The following is a 15,707-nucleotide window of genomic DNA, read 5'->3' as shown; positions in this document are numbered from 1 at the left end:
ACCACTCTCGGTACGGGCGGGCCCGTCTGCTTATCCTGACGACCATGCTGACCATTACCCAGGCCCTGTACGACCAGATCGTCGCGCACGCCCGCGCCGACCACCCCGACGAGGCGTGCGGCGTGGTGGCCGGCCCGGCCGGCAGCGGCCGCCCCGAGCGCTTCGTCCCGATGCTCAACGCGGCCCGCTCGCCCACCTTCTACGAGTTCGACTCCACCGACCTCTTCAAGCTGTACCGCGACATGGACGACCGCGACGAGGACCCCGTCGTCATCTACCACTCGCACACCGCCACCGAGGCCTACCCCTCCCGCACCGACATCGGCCTCGCGAGCGAGCCCGGCGCCCACTACGTCCTCGTCTCCACCGCCGACACCGACGACGCCGGGCCCTTCCAGTTCCGCTCGTACCGCATCGTGGACGGCGAAGTGACCGAGGAGGACGTACGCGTCGTCGAGGCGTACTGACACCCCCGCGGCCCCGGACGGCCGCACCGGCGCGTCCCGGCCCCCAAGATCCGGTGGTCCGCATCGCGGGACGAACTTCCGGTGCGCGCAGGGGGAATCGATACCATGTGCCCATGGTTTTCCACGACGTGATCCAGAAGGCGCCGGGCACCCTGCTCGTGGCGCGGCGGCACGTCGATCTGTGCCGCCTCGCCGCCGCGCTGTGTCCGCGCGGCGCCGCCGAGTGAGAGCCGCGGCGCCCGCTTCGCCCGCGCCCCGCGCGAACCACGAGCATCCCCGCACTTCCCCGCACTCCGACAGGAGCACAACCATGGCCATCGAGGTCCGCATCCCGACCATCCTCCGCACCTACACCGACGGCCGGAAGGCGGTCGAGGGCAGCGGCGCCACGATCGACGAGCTCTTCAAGGACCTCGAGAGCCGCCACCCGGGCATCCGCGAGCGCCTGGTCGACGAGGCCGCCGGCGGCGAGCTGCGCCGCTTCGTCAACGTCTACCTCAACGACGAGGACGTCCGCTTCCTCGCCGGCATCACCACCGAGCTCACCGACGGCGACAGCGTCACCATCCTCCCGGCGGTCGCCGGCGGCCGGGACTGACCCGTGCGCTACGACAGCCCCCTGGCCGCCGTGGGCAACACCCCGCTCGTCCGCCTGCCCCGCCTGTCCCCGTCCCCGGACGTCCGGGTCTGGGCGAAGCTGGAGGACCGCAACCCCACCGGCTCCGTCAAGGACCGCCCCGCCCTGCACATGATCGAGCAGGCGGAGAAGGACGGCCGGCTGACCCCGGGCTGCACCATCCTGGAGCCCACCTCCGGCAACACCGGCATCTCCCTCGCCATGGCCGCCCGCCTCAAGGGCTACCGCATCGTGTGCGTCATGCCCGAGAACACCAGCGAGGAGCGGCGCCAGTTGCTCGCCATGTGGGGCGCGGAGATCATCCCCTCGCCCGCCGCCGGAGGCTCCAACACGGCCGTCCGGATGGCCAAGGAACTGGCCGGGCAGCACCCCGACTGGGTGATGCTCTACCAGTACGGCAACCCCGACAACGCCGGCGCCCACTACGCCACCACCGGCCCCGAGATCCTCGCGGACCTCCCCGAGATCACCCACTTCGTGGCCGGCCTCGGCACGACCGGCACCCTGATGGGCGTCGGCCGCTATCTGCGCGAGCAGGTCCCGGACGTCCGCATCGTCGCCGCCGAGCCGCGCTACGACGACGTCGTCTACGGCCTGCGCAACCTCGACGAGGGCTTCGTCCCCGAGCTGTACGACGAAACCGTCCTCACCACCCGCTACTCCGTGGGCTCCGAGGACGCCGTCCGCCGCACCCGCGAACTCCTCTCCGAAGAGGGAATCTTCGCGGGCATCTCCACCGGCGCCGTCCTGCACGCCGCCCTCGGAGTGGCCCGCAAGGCCGACCGGGCGGGGGAGCGCGCCGACATCGTCTTCATCGTCGCCGACGGCGGCTGGAAGTACCTTTCGACCGGCGTCTACACCGCACCCACGACGGAAGCGGCCGTCGAGACCCTGCACGGCCAGCTCTGGGCCTAGTCGGCCCGGGGGTGCACCACCGCTGCGCGGCGGTGTCCTCAATCGCCGGACGGGCTGCACATGCAGCCCGTCCGGCGATTGAGGACGCGCCCGCAGGGTGCCCGCCGCCGCAGGCGGCAACGACGGGCCGCAGCGAAGCCACCCGTACGACACGAGCAGCGGCATCCTTACCGGTGACTTCCCCCACAACGTCCCCCCGCGGAGGAGCGACCACCCGTCCCGCGCTTTACGCTCGACGCACCGCATGGCCCCCCGTAACGAGCCCACGGAGGTTCAGGCCCGCATGAAGCTCACCGTCGTCGGATGCTCGGGGTCGTTCCCGTCCACGGAATCGGCCTGCTCGAGCTACCTCGTCGAGGCCGACGGCTACCGGCTGCTTCTCGACATGGGCAACGGCGCCCTCGGCGAGCTGCAGCGCCACATCGGTCTCTACGACCTCGACGCCGTGCTGCTGTCCCATCTGCACCCGGACCACTGCATCGACATGTGCGGCTACTTCGTCGCCCGCTACTACCGCCACGACGGCGGTCGCGCCGCGGCCATCCCCGTCTACGGGCCGGACGGCACGGAGGAGCGGCTCAGCACCGCCTACGGCGACGTCCCGCACGAGACGTCCATGCGCGAGGTCTTCGACTTCCGCACGCTGGCCCCGGGCAAGTTCACCCTCGGCCCCTTCACGATCCGCACCGACCGCGTCCGCCACCCGGTCGAGGCCTTCGCCTTCCGGGTCGAGCACGGGGACCGCTCCCTCGTCTACTCCGGCGACACCGGCCCCTGCGAGGCCCTGCACGACCTCGCCCTCGACACGGACCTCCTGCTGTGCGAGGCGTCCTTCACGCACGGCAAGGAAGACATCCCGGACCTCCACCTCACCGGCCGCGAGGCCGGTGAACAGGCCGCCCGCGCCCGCGTCGCCCGGCTCGTCCTCACCCACATCCCCCCGTGGACGGACCCCCTCACCAACCTCCGCGACGCCCGTTCGGTCTACGACGGCCCGGCCGAGCTGGCCCGCGCCGGGGCGGTCTACGAGCTGTAGGGCCCCCAGACATGACGAAGCCCCCGGCAACCGTGCGCGTTGCGGGGGCTTCGTCGTCCAGGGGAGGACGGGAGGGCTACTTCGCCTCGGCCTTCGCCAGCTCGGCCAGCTCGGCGTCGGACTCACGGCCCGGCGTCGGCAGGTTGAACTTGGTGATCGCGAAGCGGAAGACCACGTAGTAGAGGGCCGCGAAGCACAGACCCACCACGACGAGCAGCCAGGGCTTCGTGGCGATGCCCAGGTTCAGCACGAAGTCCACCGCACCGGCCGAGAAGCCGAAGCCGTCCTTCATGCCGAGCGCCCAGGTCAGAGCCATCGAGACACCGGTCAGCACCGCGTGGATCGCGTACAGCACCGGCGCGACGAACATGAACGTGAACTCGATCGGCTCGGTCACACCCGTGACGAACGCGGTGAGCGCGAGGGAGAACATCATGCCGCCGACGACCTTGCGGCGCTCCGGACGGGCGCAGTGCACGATCGCGAGGCAGGCGGCCGGCAGGGCGAACATCATGATCGGGAAGAAGCCGGTCATGAACTGGCCGGCATTCGGGTCGCCGGCCAGGAAGCGGGCGATGTCACCGTTGACCGTGCCCTTGGCGCCGTCGTACGAACCGGCCTGCAGCCACGGGAAGGAGTTGAGCAGGTGGTGCATGCCGACCGGGATCAGCGCGCGGTTGGCGACACCGAAGATGCCCGCACCGACGGCACCGGAGCCGACCAGCCACTCACCGAAGTTGTGCAGACCCGTGCCGAGCACCGGCCAGATGTAACCGAAGACCACACCGATGAGCAGACCCGCGAAGGACGACAGGATCGGCACCAGACGACGGCCACCGAAGAAGCCCGCCCAGTCGGGCAGCTTGGTGCGGTAGAAGCGCTGGTAGATCAGCGCGACGACGAGGCCTATCACCACACCGCCGAGGACCTTGGCGTCGACCGCCTGCTCCACCATGGCGACCTTGTGGTCGACCACGGCCTCCTTCTTGGGGAGGCTGCCGTCGGTGAAGGTGCCCAGCACCTTCTGGAAGACCAGGTAACCGGCCACGGCGGCCAGCGCGGTGGAGCCGTCGGACTTCTTGGCGTAACCGATCGCGACACCGACGGCGAACAGCAGCGCCATGTTGTCGAGGATCGCGCCACCACCGGCGGACATGAACTCGGCGATCTTGTTGAGGAACGCCGGGAACGACTCCTTGCCGAGCATGTCGCTCTGGCCGAGCCGGACCATCAGGGCGGCGGCGGGCAGGACCGCGACCGGCAGCATGAGGCTGCGCCCGATGCGCTGGGCGACCGCCATCGCGCCGGCGCCGCGCTTCTTCTTCTCCGGTTGCGCCTCTTCGGGCGCCGCCTTGGTGGCCGTACTCATCGGATTCCTCCAGGTGAGGCGGGCACTCGGGAAGGGGGGCGGCCCGCTTATGGTCTACACCACTCAGTGGTTTAGACCTGTTGTAGCACGTGAAGCGGGCATAAAGGAATCCATACTTCCATGGCCTCAGCCACAGACCGAACGGCCCCCGGGTCCAAGGACTCGGGGGCCGTTCCGTCCGCGGGGCAAGGGGTCGGCGCAGCGTCACGCTCCCCTCACTTCGCGTTCCCTTATTTGACGTTCTCCTGCTCGATTTCCTCCGCTACTTCCTCCGGCTCCCGCCCGGGCGTCGGCAGATCGAACTTCGTGATCGCGAAGCGGAAGATCGCGTAATAGACCACGGCGAAACACAGCCCGATCGGAATGATCAACCACGGCTTGGTCGCCAGGCTCCAGTTGATGACGTAGTCGATCAGCCCCGCCGAGAAGCTGAAGCCGTCGTGGACCCCCAGCCCCCAGGTGATCGCCATCGACGCCCCCGTGAGCAGCGCGTGCACCACGTACAGCAGCGGGGCGATGAAGAGGAACGAGTACTCGATCGGCTCGGTGATGCCCGTGACGAACGACGTCAGGGCGACCGACAGCATCATGCCGCCGACCACCTTGCGGCGATGCGGCTTCGCGCAGTGCGTGATCGCCAGCGCCGCCGCCGGCAGGGCGAACATCATGATCGGGAAGAAGCCGGACGTGAACTGCCCCGCCGTCGGATCACCCGCCAGGAACCGGTTGATGTCACCGTGCACCACCGTGCCGTCCGGCTTGGTGTAGTCGCCGAACTGGAACCACACGAAGACGTTCAGGAACTGATGCAGCCCGATCACCAGCAGCGCCCGGTTCGCGACCCCGAAGATGCCCGCGCCCGTGGAGCTCAGATCGACCAGCCACTTGCTGAAGCTCGTCAGCGCGTCACCGACCGGCGGCCAGATCCACAGGCACACCGCCGCGAAGGCGATCGCCACGAACGCCATGATGATCGGCACGAGCCGCCGGCCGTTGAAGAAGCCGAGCCAGTCCACCAGCCGCACCCGGTGGTACCGCTGCCAGAACCAGGCCGCCAGCAGGCCCATCACGATGCCGCCGAACACCCCCGGATTCTGGTACCCGGCCGCGGCCGGATCCCCGCCCGGGGTGACACACACCCCGTTCAGCAGGCCGATGGGCGTGTGCTTGGAGCCGGTGGGACAGTCGTCGGGGAACTGGTGCAGCACCGCGTAGTAGACGAGGAAGCCCGCGACCGCCGCCAGCGCCGTCGAACCGTCCGACTTCTTCGCCATGCCGATCGCCACACCCACCGCGAACAGCAGGGGCAGCCCCAGCGACGAGTCCAGCAGCGCACCGCCCGCACCCGCCATCACCTTGGCCACATCGGTCCAGCCCAGACCGTCCTTGCCGAACACATCGGGCTGGCCGAGCCGGTTCAGGATGCCCGCGGCGGGCAGGACGGCGATCGGCAGCTGAAGACTGCGGCCCATCTTCTGGAGGTTCTGGAAGAGCGTCTGCGTCCACTTCTTCCCGGACGCCCGCCCCTTCGACCCCTCCGGCACCGCCGCCGCGTTCGCGCTCATCTGCGTCCTCCAGGCCGCCGCCCGGGCGACAGCTCCCTCGGTGTGTGCCGCATACTGGTGTAGACCACTTGTGGTGCGGTTCGGGCCTCCCGGAACGCACCGCCGGGTGGTCGCCATCTTTCGTTAGATGGCGGACATATGCCCGCGTAGTTGGGCTGAACGTGGGTTACCGTGTGAAAGCCGGTCGGCGAGACCGCCGAAGGGCCGAGACAACCAGGAGTGCACATGGCTTCCAAGGCTGAGAAGATCGTCGCCGGGCTCGGCGGGCTCGACAACATCGAAGAGGTCGAGGGCTGCATCACCCGACTGCGCACCGAGGTCGTGAACCCCGACCTCGTCGACGAGGCCGCCCTCAAGGCAGCCGGAGCGCACGGCGTCGTGAAGATGGGCACCGCCATCCAGGTCGTCATCGGCACCGACGCCGACCCGATCGCCGGCGAGATCGAAGACATGATGTGAGCCACTGGGCTCCCTGGGCTCCCTGAGCTCCCGCCAAGGGCCCCGCACCGGTTCGCACCGAACCGGAACGGGGCCCTTCGCGATGCCGATAGGCTCATCACCATGTCTCGCATCGACGGCCGCACCCCCGAACAGCTCCGCCCCGTGACCATCCAGCGTGGCTGGAGCAAGCACGCCGAAGGCTCCGTCCTCGTCTCCTTCGGCGACACCAAGGTCTTCTGCACCGCCAGCGTCACCGAGGGCGTACCCCGCTGGCGCAAGGGCAGCGGCGAGGGCTGGGTCACCGCCGAGTACTCGATGCTGCCGCGCTCCACCAACACCCGCGGCGACCGCGAATCCGTCCGCGGCAAGATCGGCGGCCGCACCCACGAGATCTCCCGCCTCATCGGCCGCTCGCTGCGCGCCGTCATCGACTTCAAGGCGCTCGGCGAGAACACCATCGTCCTCGACTGCGACGTCCTCCAGGCCGACGGCGGCACCCGCACCGCCGCCATCACCGGCGCCTACGTCGCCCTCGCCGACGCCATCACCTGGGCCCAGGGCAAGAAGCTCATCAAGCACGGCCGCCAGCCGCTGACCGGCACCGTCTCCGCCGTCAGCGTCGGCATCGTCGGCGGCGTCCCGCTGCTCGACCTCTGCTACGAGGAGGACGTCCGCGCCGACACCGACATGAACGTCGTCTGCACCGGCGACGGCCGCTTCGTCGAGGTCCAGGGCACCGCCGAGGCCGAGCCCTTCGCCCGCGAGGAGCTCAACGCCCTGCTCGACCTCGCGGTCGCCGGCTGCGGCGCCCTCGACGTGGCACAGCGCGAGGCACTGGCCGCGACGTTGTGATTCCCCCGCGGTAATTCCCCGGGAGGCAACCGTCCGACGCGGCGCGCGCGTTCATAGCAGTACAGAGATACGGGCGTATGGTCTCGAAGACCATGCGCCCGTAGCCCGTCAACGGGGAGGGAACTGTTCCATGTCCGTGCTCCGCACCAGGCCCGTACGCCACCGTCGCACCACCGCCGTCGCCGCTCTCGCCGTCGTCGCCCTCGCCGTTCCGCTGGCCGCCGGATGCGGCGCGGCGGAGAAGGCCGTCGACTGCGCACGCCTGGTCGTCGATGTCGGCAAGGACGTCGACGACCTCCAGCGCGCGGTCGGCAGCGCCGCCGACGACCCCGGCAAGGCCGACGAGGCCCTGGACACCCTTGACGCCGACGTGAAGAAGCTCAAGGACAAGACGGACAACCCGGACCTCGACAAGGTCGTCGACCACTTCCAGAGCGCCGTCGCCAACGCCCGCAAGGCCGTCGAGCGCAACGAGAGGCCCGACCTGGGACCGGTCAAGGACGCCGCCGGCGAGCTGACGAAGGTCTGCACGTCGAAGTAGGCGGCGGCCGGTCCCGGAGCGCGGCGGCCCGGCCCGGATAATCGGGACCATGAAGCGCCTGATCCTCGCCACCCGCAACGCCCACAAGGTCACCGAACTCCGCGCCATCCTCGAGGGCGCCGGCCTCGACGTCGAACTCGTCGGGGCCGACGCCTACCCCGAGATCCCCGACGTCAAGGAAACCGGCGTCACCTTCGCCGAGAACGCCCTCCTCAAGGCCCACGCCCTGGCCCGCGCCACCGGCCACCCGGCCGTCGCCGACGACTCCGGCCTCTGCGTCGACGTCCTGAACGGCGCCCCCGGCATCTTCTCCGCCCGCTGGGCCGGCACCCACGGCGACGACAAGGCCAACCTCGACCTCCTGCTCGCCCAACTGGGCGACATCGCCGAGGAACACCGGGGAGCCCACTTCGCCTGCGCGGCGGCCCTGGCCCTGCCGGACGGCACGGAACGCGTCGTCGAGGGCCGCCTGGAAGGCACCCTCCGCCACGAGCCCGCCGGCGCGGGCGGCTTCGGCTACGACCCGATCCTCCAGCCGCTGGGCGAGACCCGCACCTGCGCGGAGCTGACGGCGGCGGAGAAGAACGCGATCAGCCACCGGGGGAAGGCGTTCCGGGGGTTGGTGCCGGTGGTGCGGGAGCTTTTGGGCTGACGAATGTCGAAGTGCGCGGCACTGATACGGTGCCGCGCACTTTCGAAGTGGGCCCGGTGGGACTCGAACCCACGACACACCGGACCTAAACCGGCGCCCTCTTGGCCAGCTGGGGTACGGACCCGTGGCTCCCACTGTACTGTGCCCCGCCACGAGCCTGTGAAGGGATGGTCATACGGGGCGACCGGTTGGAGAAGGTCCCGGTCTGGCTGTGGCAAGACGGGCACAGGTACCGCAGGTTGTCGGCGCGATTGTCCAGACGGTCGCCGTTTATGTGGTCGATCTCCAGTACGAGCCGCTTGCCTTGCCACGTTTCACCGATGCCGCACGCCCTGCAGGCACGAGGCATGGCAATGTCATCGAGTGCTCGTCGAAGGAGGGCGGTGCTCGTGCGGGACGCACCAGGGGCGAGCTGCCGAAGGATGTCGGCGGCGGTTCTGCGATTGCGCGAGGGGCGGCCTCGTTGGTGGCCTTGGCCGACGAAATGCGACGTGGAAATGCCGTACGCGGCAATGCTCCGTGTGACGAGCGATCGGCTCGCTCCATTGTCGGTGCGCCCCAAGAGGCGCAGCACTCCGGCCAGGCTGACCGACTCGGCTACCGCGACCCGTAAGGCACGTTCCGGCAGAGGCGGTCGTGCGCCCCTTGCCCGCCTACCGGTGAAGTGGGAGGTGTCGATCCCGTAGCGATCCAGCTTCCTGCCGATGTGGCCGTACGCGCTGCCGTAGGGCAGAACTCCCATGTAATCGAGCATTTCCCGAATGCTGTGACAGCGTTCGGCAGCTTCTTTGAGGAGTTCCTCGGAGTACGAGTGCCGCTCCCGCTCCGGCAGGGGTTCATCGGCGAAATGCGAGGTGTCGATGCCGTAGTGCTCCAAGCGGCCACGGAGGTATCCGCGCGGTCCGCTGCTCAGCGGAGCGTCGAGCCTGCGCATCATGTCGACGAGGCTGGTGGATTCGGCGGCAGTTCGCTGGAGCAGGTCGCGTGTGTACCTGACGGTCATGCCGCTGCCCGGCGCTTGCGGCCGCGGTATGTGTCGGTCACCGCATGGCAGTTGGGGCACAGGAACCGTAGATTCTCCGGTCGATTGTCCCACCAGTCGCCGTTGATGTGGTCGACCTCCAACCGGAGTGGTTTGCCGTTCCACTCCGTGCCGTTGCCGCATTCGGCACAGGACTCCTCCAGCCCGGTTTCCAGCATCGCCCGGCGCAGCCGTTCGCCGGGCACGCGACCGTCCGACGGTGCCCCCAGGGCGAGTCGACTGCCCACGGTCCCCTTCGGGCGGCCACGGCGGACCTGGGAGAAGTGTGAAGTGTCGAGTCCGAGCGCGGCGATCCGGCGGCCTATGTGGGCCTGGTTGCCGCCCACGGGGCTGATTCCCAAGCGGCGGACCACCTCGGACACGCTGCGCGAGATGGCGACCAGCTCACGCAGCGTGTCCTCGGTGTGCCGGACCCGGCCTGTCGAGATGTGCGAGGTGTCCATCCCGGCCTCGGCCATCTTGGCGCGGATATACCTCCGGCTACCCGGTGTCGACGTGCCGCCGCACCACCGCACCGCCTCGTCGTACGTCGTCGAGACGCGTGCGGCCTCGACGAGCAGCTCGTAGGTGTACTTGACCGGCATGATGTTCCCTCCCCACGACGGCCACGCATCCGTTCGCGGCCTCGAACGAACCAACGAGAGGATCATCGGACAGTTACGCCGACAGCGGGATATGTCAGAACTTCGGCTCCGGCGCTGCCGAGTTGACCATCTCCGCCGCCTCCTCCTTCGTCGCCACCGACGGCGGCGACCCCTCCAGCGGCTGGCGCGCCGTTTCCTTCATGCAGGCCACCGCCACTATGCCCACCAGCGCCGCCGCCATCGTGTAGAACGCGGGCACCATGTCGCTGCCCGTGGCGCTGATCAGGCCCGTGATGACCAGCGGCGTCGTGCCGCCGAAGAGGGACGTGGAGAGGTTGTAGCCGATGGACAGCGAGCCGTAGCGGACGTGGGTGGGGAAGAGGGCGGGGAGGGCGGCGGACATGGTGCCGAGGAGGCAGACCAGGGGGAGGCCGAGCATCAGCATGCCGCCCGCCACCGCGGCCGCGCTGCCCTGCTTCAGGAGCCAGAACGCGGGGACCGACAGGAGGAAGAAGCCGCCCATGCCCGCCATCAGCAGGGGCTTTCGGCCTATTCGGTCGTTGAGGCGGCCCACGAAGGTGATGACGGCCATGAGCAGCGCCATCGTGCCGATCAGGATCAGCAGTCCGTGGGTGTCGTCGTAGTCCAGCTGGTCCGTCAGGTACGTCGGCATGTACGACAGCAGCATGTAGTCGGTGATGCCGTACGCCCCGGCCAGGACGACGCACAGGGCCAGTCGCGACCAGTGGGTGACGAAGATCTGCTTCAGCTCGGTGGTCTCGCTGGTGACGTGCTCGCCGGAGCCGTTCTCCTCCTCCAGTTTCTGGAAGGCGGGGGTGTCCTCCAGCTTCAGCCGCAGGTAGAGGCCGACGAGGCCGAGCGGGCCGGCGGCGAGGAAGGGGATGCGCCAGCCCCAGTCGCCCATGGTGTCGCCGCCGAGTGTGGCGGTCATGACCGTGACGAGGCCGGCCGCGCCGACGTAGCCGGCCAGGGTGCCGAATTCGAGGAAGCTGCCGAAGAACCCGCGGCGTTTGTCGGGTGCGTACTCGGCGATGAACGTGGCGGCGCCGCCGTATTCGCCGCCGGTCGAGAAGCCCTGGAGCATCCGGAAGCAGATCAGCAGGACCGGGGCCCAGAAGCCGATCGTCGCGTACGAGGGGATGAGGCCGATGGCGAAGGTGCCGACCGCCATCAGGATCATGGTCAGCGCGAGGACGCGCTTACGGCCGACGCGGTCGCCGAGGGGGCCGAAGAAGAGGCTGCCCAGGGGGCGTACGAGGAAGGCGACGGCGAAGGTCGCGAGCGAGGACAGCAGCCGGACCGTGTCGTTGCCGGACGGGAAGAAGACATCGCCGATGGTGACGGCGAGGTAGCTGTAGATGCCGAAGTCGAACCACTCCATGGCATTGCCGAGGGCCGCCGCCTTCACCGCGCGTCTGACGGTCTTCTCGTCCGTGACGGTGATGTCCGTGCGGCGCAGGCGGGGGTTCTTGCGGCGGGCGGCGGCCCGGAAGAGGGTTCTGTGGCGCCGGACCGCCTGCGGGTCGCGATCGCGGTCGCGGTCGGTCTCGGCGTCGGCCTCGGTGCTGTTGCCGGTGGGCACGGCTCGGCTTCCTCTCGGTCGGGTCGTCGGCGTCGGTTCCGTCCGTCGGCCCGCGCTGCCGCGCAGTGCTTCTCGTACGGGACACACACGAACAGCACTTCTGCGCGATTGCCGACGGCTCAAACCGTTCCCTTGCTCGATCGCGAGATAGGTCACCCCGCCGAAGCCCGTCGCGGGAGAACCAGATGGTGGCCAAAGGGAACGCGCGGCGTGATTTCTCCGTCACTCACCACAGGGGACGAACCATCACCCGTGTACGAGGAAGAGAGCCCGATGACCGACCGCGCCGCGCCTCGCTGGGCGACCTTGCGCACTGTCGTCGCGACCCTGGCGGTCGTGGCCGTTCTGGTCTGCGGCGGGCTGTGGTTCAGCGAGGCCTCGGAGCGGACGAGCACCGTGGCCGAGGCGCCGAAGACGGCGGCGGCGCAGAAGGCGTGGGCGTCCGACCAGGAGTCGGCGGAGGTCGGCGCGGCGGAGCCGCGGCAGCTGCCCGGGGTGCGGGAGTGCGGGTTCCGTACTCCGACCGTGCGGCCGGAGAGCATCATCCTGAACTGCTCGAACGCGGTCATGGTGGCGAGCGGCATCAAGTGGCTCAGCTATGACGCCGCGGGTGCCGACGGACGTGGGGTGGTGCAGGTGTCCGGTGGTGCGAACGGCGCGGCGTCGGCGTCGTACCCGGCGAAGTTCCGGCTCTACGGGGCGAAGACCGTGGACGGGGTGCGGGCCTTCACGGGGCTCGAGGTCGAGTACACGGGTGCCACGCGGGTCGGGGACCAGACGGAAATCTTCACGATCACGTGATGGGTATCCGTGGCCGGATCGCCCTCGCGATCTCCTTCGTCACCGCGCTGGCGGTCGTGTTCCTCGGTGTGGCCGTGCACCACATCTCCGGGCTGGAGCGGGGCCGGCAGGCCATGGCGTTCCAGGACGAGCTGCTGAGTTCGGCGCTCCAGGTGTACCAGCGGGACGGGACGCTGGCGCTCGGCGCGCAGCTCGACGATTCGGCGCTGCCGTTCGCGCTGTCGCAGGCGGTGGCGCGGGGCGAGTCGGGGACGTACATCAGCACCGGTGGTGACCCGCGGGTGTGGGCGGCGACCGGGGTCGGTGACGACAAGGTGCTGTCGGTGTCGGCTTCGTACCCCGACCGGGATCCCTTGCAGACGGCGCTGGACAAGGCCCTGGTGGTGGCCGGTGTGGCGACGGTCGTGCTGATGGCGGTGGTGGCGTGGTTCGTGGCGCAGAGCCTGTCGCGGCGGTTGCGGCGCAGTGCGGCGGCGGCGCGGCGGATCGCCGCGGGTGAGGCGCCGGACGCGGAGGCGCTGGCGACGGGTGGCCGGGACGAGGTGGCGGAGCTGGGCCGCTCGGTGCATCACATGGCGGCGTCGCTGGCGGCCCGGGTGGAGGCGGAGCGGGAGTTCACGGCGGATGTGGCGCATGAGCTGCGGACGCCGGTGGCCGGGCTGGTGGCGTCGGCGGAGTTGTTGCCGCATCCGCGGGCGGTGGAGATGGTGCGCGAGCGTGCGCAGACGATGCGGGTGCTGGTGGAGGACCTGCTGGAGGTGTCCCGGCTGGACGCGGGGCGGGAGCGGGCGCAGCTGGACGCGGTGGAGCTGCCGTCGCTGGTGCACGGGATCGTCAAGCGGGCGCGTGGGCAGCGCGGTGTCGAGGACGTGGCGGTCGAGGTGGTCGGCGAGGGCCGGATCGTGGCGACGGATGCCCGTCGGGTGGAGCGGATCCTGGTGAACGTGCTGGGGAACGCGGCGAAGCACGGGAAGCCGCCGATCGAGATCCGGGTGGAGGGCACGCGGATCGTGGTCCGGGACCATGGCGACGGCTATCCGCCGGAGCTGGTGGACCAGGGGCCGCGGCGGTTCCGTACGGCGGCGCCGGAGCGTGGCACCGGGCATGGTCTGGGGCTGACGATCGCGGTGGGCCAGGCGGTGGTGCTGGGCGCTTCGCTGGAGTTCGGTACGGCGGAGGGCGGCGGGGCGCAGGTCGTTCTGGATCTGCCGGAGGCGGATCCGCCTCCGGCGGAGGGGTGACGGTTCCCGTGCGGTCCGTTGCGCCTGCGGCGGGCGTCCTCAAACCCCGGACGGGCTGGATTTGCGGCCCGTCCGGAGCGTGAGGGCCGTGGTTAGAGCCCCAGGTCCTTGATGATCTTCGCGACGTGGCCGGTGGCCTTCACGTTGTAGAGGGCGCGCTCGACCTTGCCGTCCTCGTCGACGACGACGGTGGAGCGGATGACGCCCGTGACGGTCTTGCCGTAGAGCTTCTTCTCGCCGAAGGCGCCGTAGGCCTCCAGGACCTTCTTCTCCGGGTCGCCGACGAGCGTGACCTTCAGGGATTCCACGTCACGGAACTTGGCGAGCTTCTCCGGCTTGTCCGGGGAGACGCCGATGACGTCGTAGCCGTGGCCGGCCAGGAATTCCAGGTTGTCGGTGAAGTCGCAGGCCTGCTTGGTGCAGCCGGGGGTCAGTGCGGCGGGGTAGAAGTAGACGATGACCTTGCGGCCCTTGTGGTCGGCGAGGGAGACCTGCTTGCCGTCCGCGTCGGGCAGGGTGAAGGCGGGGGCGGTGTCACCGGGCTGCAGTCGCTCGCTCATGGCTCTCCTCAAGGGTTTTCGTACGCTGTGTCCAGGTCGTGTCGACTCCCGAGACTAGCCAGCTCCCCGATCGGGGGTGCCGCGGGGCACGGGGCCGTGCGAGCTGACAGACTGTCCATCATCAGTCTTAATCACTCTTATCGAGACGACGGAGGCCGCGCGGTGCCGGAAGCCAGGACCCCTGCGCAGATCGAGGCGGACATCGCCCGCAGGCGGAGCGAGCTCGCCGTGACGCTCGACGAGATCGGGGTGCGGATGCACCCCAAGACGATCATTGGTGACGCCAAGGCCAAGGTGGCCTCGAAGGTGGACCAGACCGCCGGGCGGGCCTACGTGGCGGCGAACCGGATCGTCTCGGATGTGCGGGAGCGGTTCGTGACGGAAGAGGGCGCGCCGCGGCTGGAGCGGATCGTGCCGGTGGCGATGGTCGTCGTGGGTGTGGTGGGTCTGCTCACCGTTTCCTCGCGGCGTCGCAAGGCGTAGTCGTTCCGTAGTCGGCCGGTGGCCGGTCGGTGGCCGGTCGGTGGTCGGCCGCATCCGGTACGGGCCGATCCACGACCTATGGCCTCGGCATCCCGCGCGGCCAGGTACGGTCATGGCGTGAGCGCGAACACCACCCACGACAAGCTGCCCATCCGGATGCTCCACGACCGGGTGCTGGTCCGGACCGATATTCCCGAGGGCGAGCGCCGGTCCACCGGCGGCATCGTCATTCCGGCGACGGCGGCGGTGGGCCGTCGGCTGGCATGGGCCGAGGTGGTGGCGGTCGGGCAGAGCGTCCGTACGGTGGAGCCGGGTGACCGGGTGCTGTACGACCCGGAGGACCGCGCCGAGGTGGAGGTGCGCGGGGTCGCGTACGTCCTGATGCGCGAGCGGGATCTGCACGCGGTGGCGGCGGAGCGTCTGGAGGGGTCCGAGGACTCCACGGGGCTGTACCTGTAAGGGCTGTACCTGTAACCCCTGCCACTCCGGTCGACCCGTCCGGTTTGCTACGGTCGAAGGAACCCGACGAGACGCGCCGTACCGGGACATGACAAGACGACGCACCCCTGTTGAAGCACGTTTCACGGAGGTGCCGTCATGGCATGGATCCTGCTCGCCGTCGCCGGTCTGCTCGAGGTCGGCTGGTCGATCGGCATGAAGTTCACCGAGGGGTTCACGCGGCTGTGGCCGAGCGTGTTCACGGTCGCGGGCATCGCGGCCAGCATGCTGTTGCTGGCGCAGGCCGCGAAGACGCTGCCCATCGGTACGGCCTACGGCGTCTGGGTCGGTATCGGCGCGGCCGGAGCGGCGGTGCTCGGCATGGTGGTGCTGGGTGAGCCGGCGACCGCCGCGCGGATCTTCTTCATCGTTTTGCTGCTGGTAGCGGTGGTCGGGCTGAAGGCGACCTCGGGACACTGA

The 15,707-nt window shown here is 69.6% G+C and carries 20 protein-coding genes, 1 tRNA gene and 1 riboswitch; of the genes, 14 read left to right on the top strand and 7 right to left on the bottom strand.

What is annotated here, in order from left to right:
• Positions 1–44: 44 nt before the first annotated feature.
• The 5 genes from JO379_RS12820 to JO379_RS12805 all read left to right on the top strand — a co-directional run bounded on the left by JO379_RS12820 (position 45) and on the right by JO379_RS12805 (position 3,055).
• Entirely contained in the window at positions 45–467 is a 423-nt protein-coding gene (locus JO379_RS12820; RefSeq protein WP_130878037.1) for a M67 family metallopeptidase, read from the top strand.
• 113 nt (positions 468–580) lie between these two features.
• Positions 581–694, top strand: coding sequence for a putative leader peptide (locus JO379_RS34120; RefSeq protein ID WP_362214519.1), 114 nt, complete (start codon positions 581–583; stop codon positions 692–694).
• Between the two features lie 83 nt (positions 695–777).
• Positions 778–1,065, top strand: coding sequence for a MoaD/ThiS family protein (locus tag JO379_RS12815; protein ID WP_130878036.1), 288 nt, complete (start codon positions 778–780; stop codon positions 1,063–1,065).
• Positions 1,066–1,068: 3 nt separating this feature from the next.
• A complete protein-coding gene (locus JO379_RS12810) occupies positions 1,069–2,019 on the top strand; it encodes a PLP-dependent cysteine synthase family protein (RefSeq protein ID WP_130878035.1) in 951 nt (316 codons plus the stop codon).
• Positions 2,020–2,302: 283 nt separating this feature from the next.
• Complete coding sequence (locus tag JO379_RS12805) at positions 2,303–3,055, top strand: MBL fold metallo-hydrolase (RefSeq protein WP_130878034.1); 753 nt, start codon at positions 2,303–2,305, stop codon at positions 3,053–3,055.
• A 76-nt stretch (positions 3,056–3,131) separates the two neighbouring features.
• On the opposite strand, the gene JO379_RS12800 is transcribed toward JO379_RS12805, so the two are convergent.
• Positions 3,132–4,424: a PTS transporter subunit EIIC gene (locus JO379_RS12800; RefSeq protein ID WP_130878033.1), complete on the bottom strand. Its 1,293-nt coding sequence runs from the start codon at positions 4,422–4,424 to the stop codon at positions 3,132–3,134.
• A 230-nt stretch (positions 4,425–4,654) separates the two neighbouring features.
• On the bottom strand, positions 4,655–5,989 hold the full coding sequence (locus tag JO379_RS12795; protein ID WP_130878032.1) for a PTS transporter subunit EIIC: 1,335 nt from the start codon (positions 5,987–5,989) through the stop codon (positions 4,655–4,657).
• A 225-nt stretch (positions 5,990–6,214) separates the two neighbouring features.
• On the opposite strand from JO379_RS12795, the gene JO379_RS12790 reads away from it, so the two are divergent.
• The 4 genes from JO379_RS12790 (at position 6,215) to rdgB (ending at position 8,475) form a co-directional block, all read left to right on the top strand.
• Positions 6,215–6,448 carry a PTS sugar transporter subunit IIB gene (locus JO379_RS12790; protein WP_130878031.1) on the top strand — a complete coding sequence of 78 codons (234 nt, stop codon included), beginning with the start codon at positions 6,215–6,217 and terminating at the stop codon, positions 6,446–6,448.
• 102 nt (positions 6,449–6,550) lie between these two features.
• Positions 6,551–7,282 carry a ribonuclease PH gene (rph, locus tag JO379_RS12785; RefSeq protein WP_130878030.1) on the top strand — a complete coding sequence of 244 codons (732 nt, stop codon included), beginning with the start codon at positions 6,551–6,553 and terminating at the stop codon, positions 7,280–7,282.
• Positions 7,283–7,412: 130 nt separating this feature from the next.
• Positions 7,413–7,823, top strand: a complete 411-nt coding sequence (locus tag JO379_RS12780; protein ID WP_130878029.1) for a hypothetical protein — start codon at positions 7,413–7,415, stop codon at positions 7,821–7,823.
• Positions 7,824–7,872: 49 nt separating this feature from the next.
• A complete protein-coding gene (rdgB, locus tag JO379_RS12775) occupies positions 7,873–8,475 on the top strand; it encodes an RdgB/HAM1 family non-canonical purine NTP pyrophosphatase (RefSeq protein WP_130878028.1) in 603 nt (200 codons plus the stop codon).
• Positions 8,476–8,523: 48 nt separating this feature from the next.
• Here rdgB and JO379_RS12770 read toward each other — a convergent pair.
• From JO379_RS12770 to JO379_RS12755, 4 genes are all read right to left on the bottom strand, one after another.
• Positions 8,524–8,599, bottom strand: a tRNA-Leu gene (locus JO379_RS12770).
• The gene (locus tag JO379_RS33905; protein WP_307842209.1) at positions 8,561–8,824 is read right to left on the bottom strand and encodes an HNH endonuclease signature motif containing protein; all 264 of its coding nucleotides are present in this window, start codon (positions 8,822–8,824) and stop codon (positions 8,561–8,563) included. The genes JO379_RS12770 and JO379_RS33905 overlap by 39 nt, the downstream gene beginning before the upstream one ends.
• 650 nt (positions 8,825–9,474) lie before the next feature.
• A complete protein-coding gene (locus JO379_RS12760) occupies positions 9,475–10,101 on the bottom strand; it encodes an HNH endonuclease signature motif containing protein (protein WP_209515016.1) in 627 nt (208 codons plus the stop codon).
• Positions 10,102–10,195: 94 nt separating this feature from the next.
• A complete protein-coding gene (locus tag JO379_RS12755) occupies positions 10,196–11,704 on the bottom strand; it encodes an MFS transporter (RefSeq protein WP_209515014.1) in 1,509 nt (502 codons plus the stop codon).
• A 273-nt stretch (positions 11,705–11,977) separates the two neighbouring features.
• On the opposite strand from JO379_RS12755, the gene JO379_RS12750 reads away from it, so the two are divergent.
• Positions 11,978–12,505 (top strand): hypothetical protein, encoded by a 528-nt coding sequence (locus tag JO379_RS12750; protein ID WP_130878024.1) that lies wholly within the window; start codon positions 11,978–11,980, stop codon positions 12,503–12,505.
• A complete protein-coding gene (locus JO379_RS33670) occupies positions 12,505–13,746 on the top strand; it encodes a sensor histidine kinase (RefSeq protein WP_130878023.1) in 1,242 nt (413 codons plus the stop codon). The genes JO379_RS12750 and JO379_RS33670 overlap by 1 nt, the downstream gene beginning before the upstream one ends.
• Before the next feature lie 92 nt (positions 13,747–13,838).
• Here the strand turns inward: JO379_RS33670 and bcp are convergent, their stop codons facing one another.
• Positions 13,839–14,306: a thioredoxin-dependent thiol peroxidase gene (gene bcp / locus JO379_RS12740; RefSeq protein WP_130878022.1), complete on the bottom strand. Its 468-nt coding sequence runs from the start codon at positions 14,304–14,306 to the stop codon at positions 13,839–13,841.
• A 162-nt stretch (positions 14,307–14,468) separates the two neighbouring features.
• Between bcp and JO379_RS12735 the strand changes: the two genes are divergently transcribed.
• The 3 genes from JO379_RS12735 (at position 14,469) to JO379_RS12725 (ending at position 15,707) form a co-directional block, all read left to right on the top strand.
• Complete coding sequence (locus JO379_RS12735; protein ID WP_130878021.1) at positions 14,469–14,789, top strand: DUF3618 domain-containing protein; 321 nt, start codon at positions 14,469–14,471, stop codon at positions 14,787–14,789.
• A 156-nt stretch (positions 14,790–14,945) separates the two neighbouring features.
• Positions 14,946–15,248: a GroES family chaperonin gene (locus tag JO379_RS12730; protein ID WP_048831771.1), complete on the top strand. Its 303-nt coding sequence runs from the start codon at positions 14,946–14,948 to the stop codon at positions 15,246–15,248.
• Between the two features lie 41 nt (positions 15,249–15,289).
• A riboswitch (guanidine-III (ykkC-III) riboswitch) is annotated at positions 15,290–15,354 on the top strand.
• A 32-nt stretch (positions 15,355–15,386) separates the two neighbouring features.
• Positions 15,387–15,707, top strand: a complete 321-nt coding sequence (locus JO379_RS12725; RefSeq protein WP_130878019.1) for a DMT family transporter — start codon at positions 15,387–15,389, stop codon at positions 15,705–15,707.

This window comes from Streptomyces syringium (assembly GCF_017876625.1).
GTDB classification, from domain to species: Bacteria; Actinomycetota; Actinomycetes; order Streptomycetales; family Streptomycetaceae; genus Streptomyces; species Streptomyces syringius.
This window is presented reverse-complemented; position numbering and strand designations above follow the sequence as displayed.

What these genes read in the sequence shown, in the direction of transcription:
- JO379_RS12790 (WP_130878031.1), top strand. Translation starts at nt 6,215, where the DNA reads ATGGCTTCCAAGGCTGAGAAGATCGTCGCCGGGCTCGGCGGGCTCGAC.
- bcp (WP_130878022.1), bottom strand. Translation starts at nt 14,306, where the DNA reads ATGAGCGAGCGACTGCAGCCCGGTGACACCGCCCCCGCCTTCACCCTG.
- JO379_RS34120 (WP_362214519.1), top strand. Translation starts at nt 581, where the DNA reads ATGGTTTTCCACGACGTGATCCAGAAGGCGCCGGGCACCCTGCTCGTG.
- JO379_RS12730 (WP_048831771.1), top strand. Translation starts at nt 14,946, where the DNA reads ATGCTCCACGACCGGGTGCTGGTCCGGACCGATATTCCCGAGGGCGAG.
- JO379_RS12800 (WP_130878033.1), bottom strand. Translation starts at nt 4,424, where the DNA reads ATGAGTACGGCCACCAAGGCGGCGCCCGAAGAGGCGCAACCGGAGAAG.
- JO379_RS33905 (WP_307842209.1), bottom strand. Translation starts at nt 8,824, where the DNA reads ATGCCTCGTGCCTGCAGGGCGTGCGGCATCGGTGAAACGTGGCAAGGC.
- JO379_RS12805 (WP_130878034.1), top strand. Translation starts at nt 2,303, where the DNA reads ATGAAGCTCACCGTCGTCGGATGCTCGGGGTCGTTCCCGTCCACGGAA.
- JO379_RS12725 (WP_130878019.1), top strand. Translation starts at nt 15,387, where the DNA reads ATGGCATGGATCCTGCTCGCCGTCGCCGGTCTGCTCGAGGTCGGCTGG.
- JO379_RS12795 (WP_130878032.1), bottom strand. Translation starts at nt 5,989, where the DNA reads ATGAGCGCGAACGCGGCGGCGGTGCCGGAGGGGTCGAAGGGGCGGGCG.
- JO379_RS12760 (WP_209515016.1), bottom strand. Translation starts at nt 10,101, where the DNA reads ATGCCGGTCAAGTACACCTACGAGCTGCTCGTCGAGGCCGCACGCGTC.
- rdgB (WP_130878028.1), top strand. Translation starts at nt 7,873, where the DNA reads ATGAAGCGCCTGATCCTCGCCACCCGCAACGCCCACAAGGTCACCGAA.
- rph (WP_130878030.1), top strand. Translation starts at nt 6,551, where the DNA reads ATGTCTCGCATCGACGGCCGCACCCCCGAACAGCTCCGCCCCGTGACC.
- JO379_RS33670 (WP_130878023.1), top strand. Translation starts at nt 12,505, where the DNA reads ATGGGTATCCGTGGCCGGATCGCCCTCGCGATCTCCTTCGTCACCGCG.
- JO379_RS12820 (WP_130878037.1), top strand. Translation starts at nt 45, where the DNA reads ATGCTGACCATTACCCAGGCCCTGTACGACCAGATCGTCGCGCACGCC.
- JO379_RS12815 (WP_130878036.1), top strand. Translation starts at nt 778, where the DNA reads ATGGCCATCGAGGTCCGCATCCCGACCATCCTCCGCACCTACACCGAC.
- JO379_RS12780 (WP_130878029.1), top strand. Translation starts at nt 7,413, where the DNA reads ATGTCCGTGCTCCGCACCAGGCCCGTACGCCACCGTCGCACCACCGCC.
- JO379_RS12750 (WP_130878024.1), top strand. Translation starts at nt 11,978, where the DNA reads ATGACCGACCGCGCCGCGCCTCGCTGGGCGACCTTGCGCACTGTCGTC.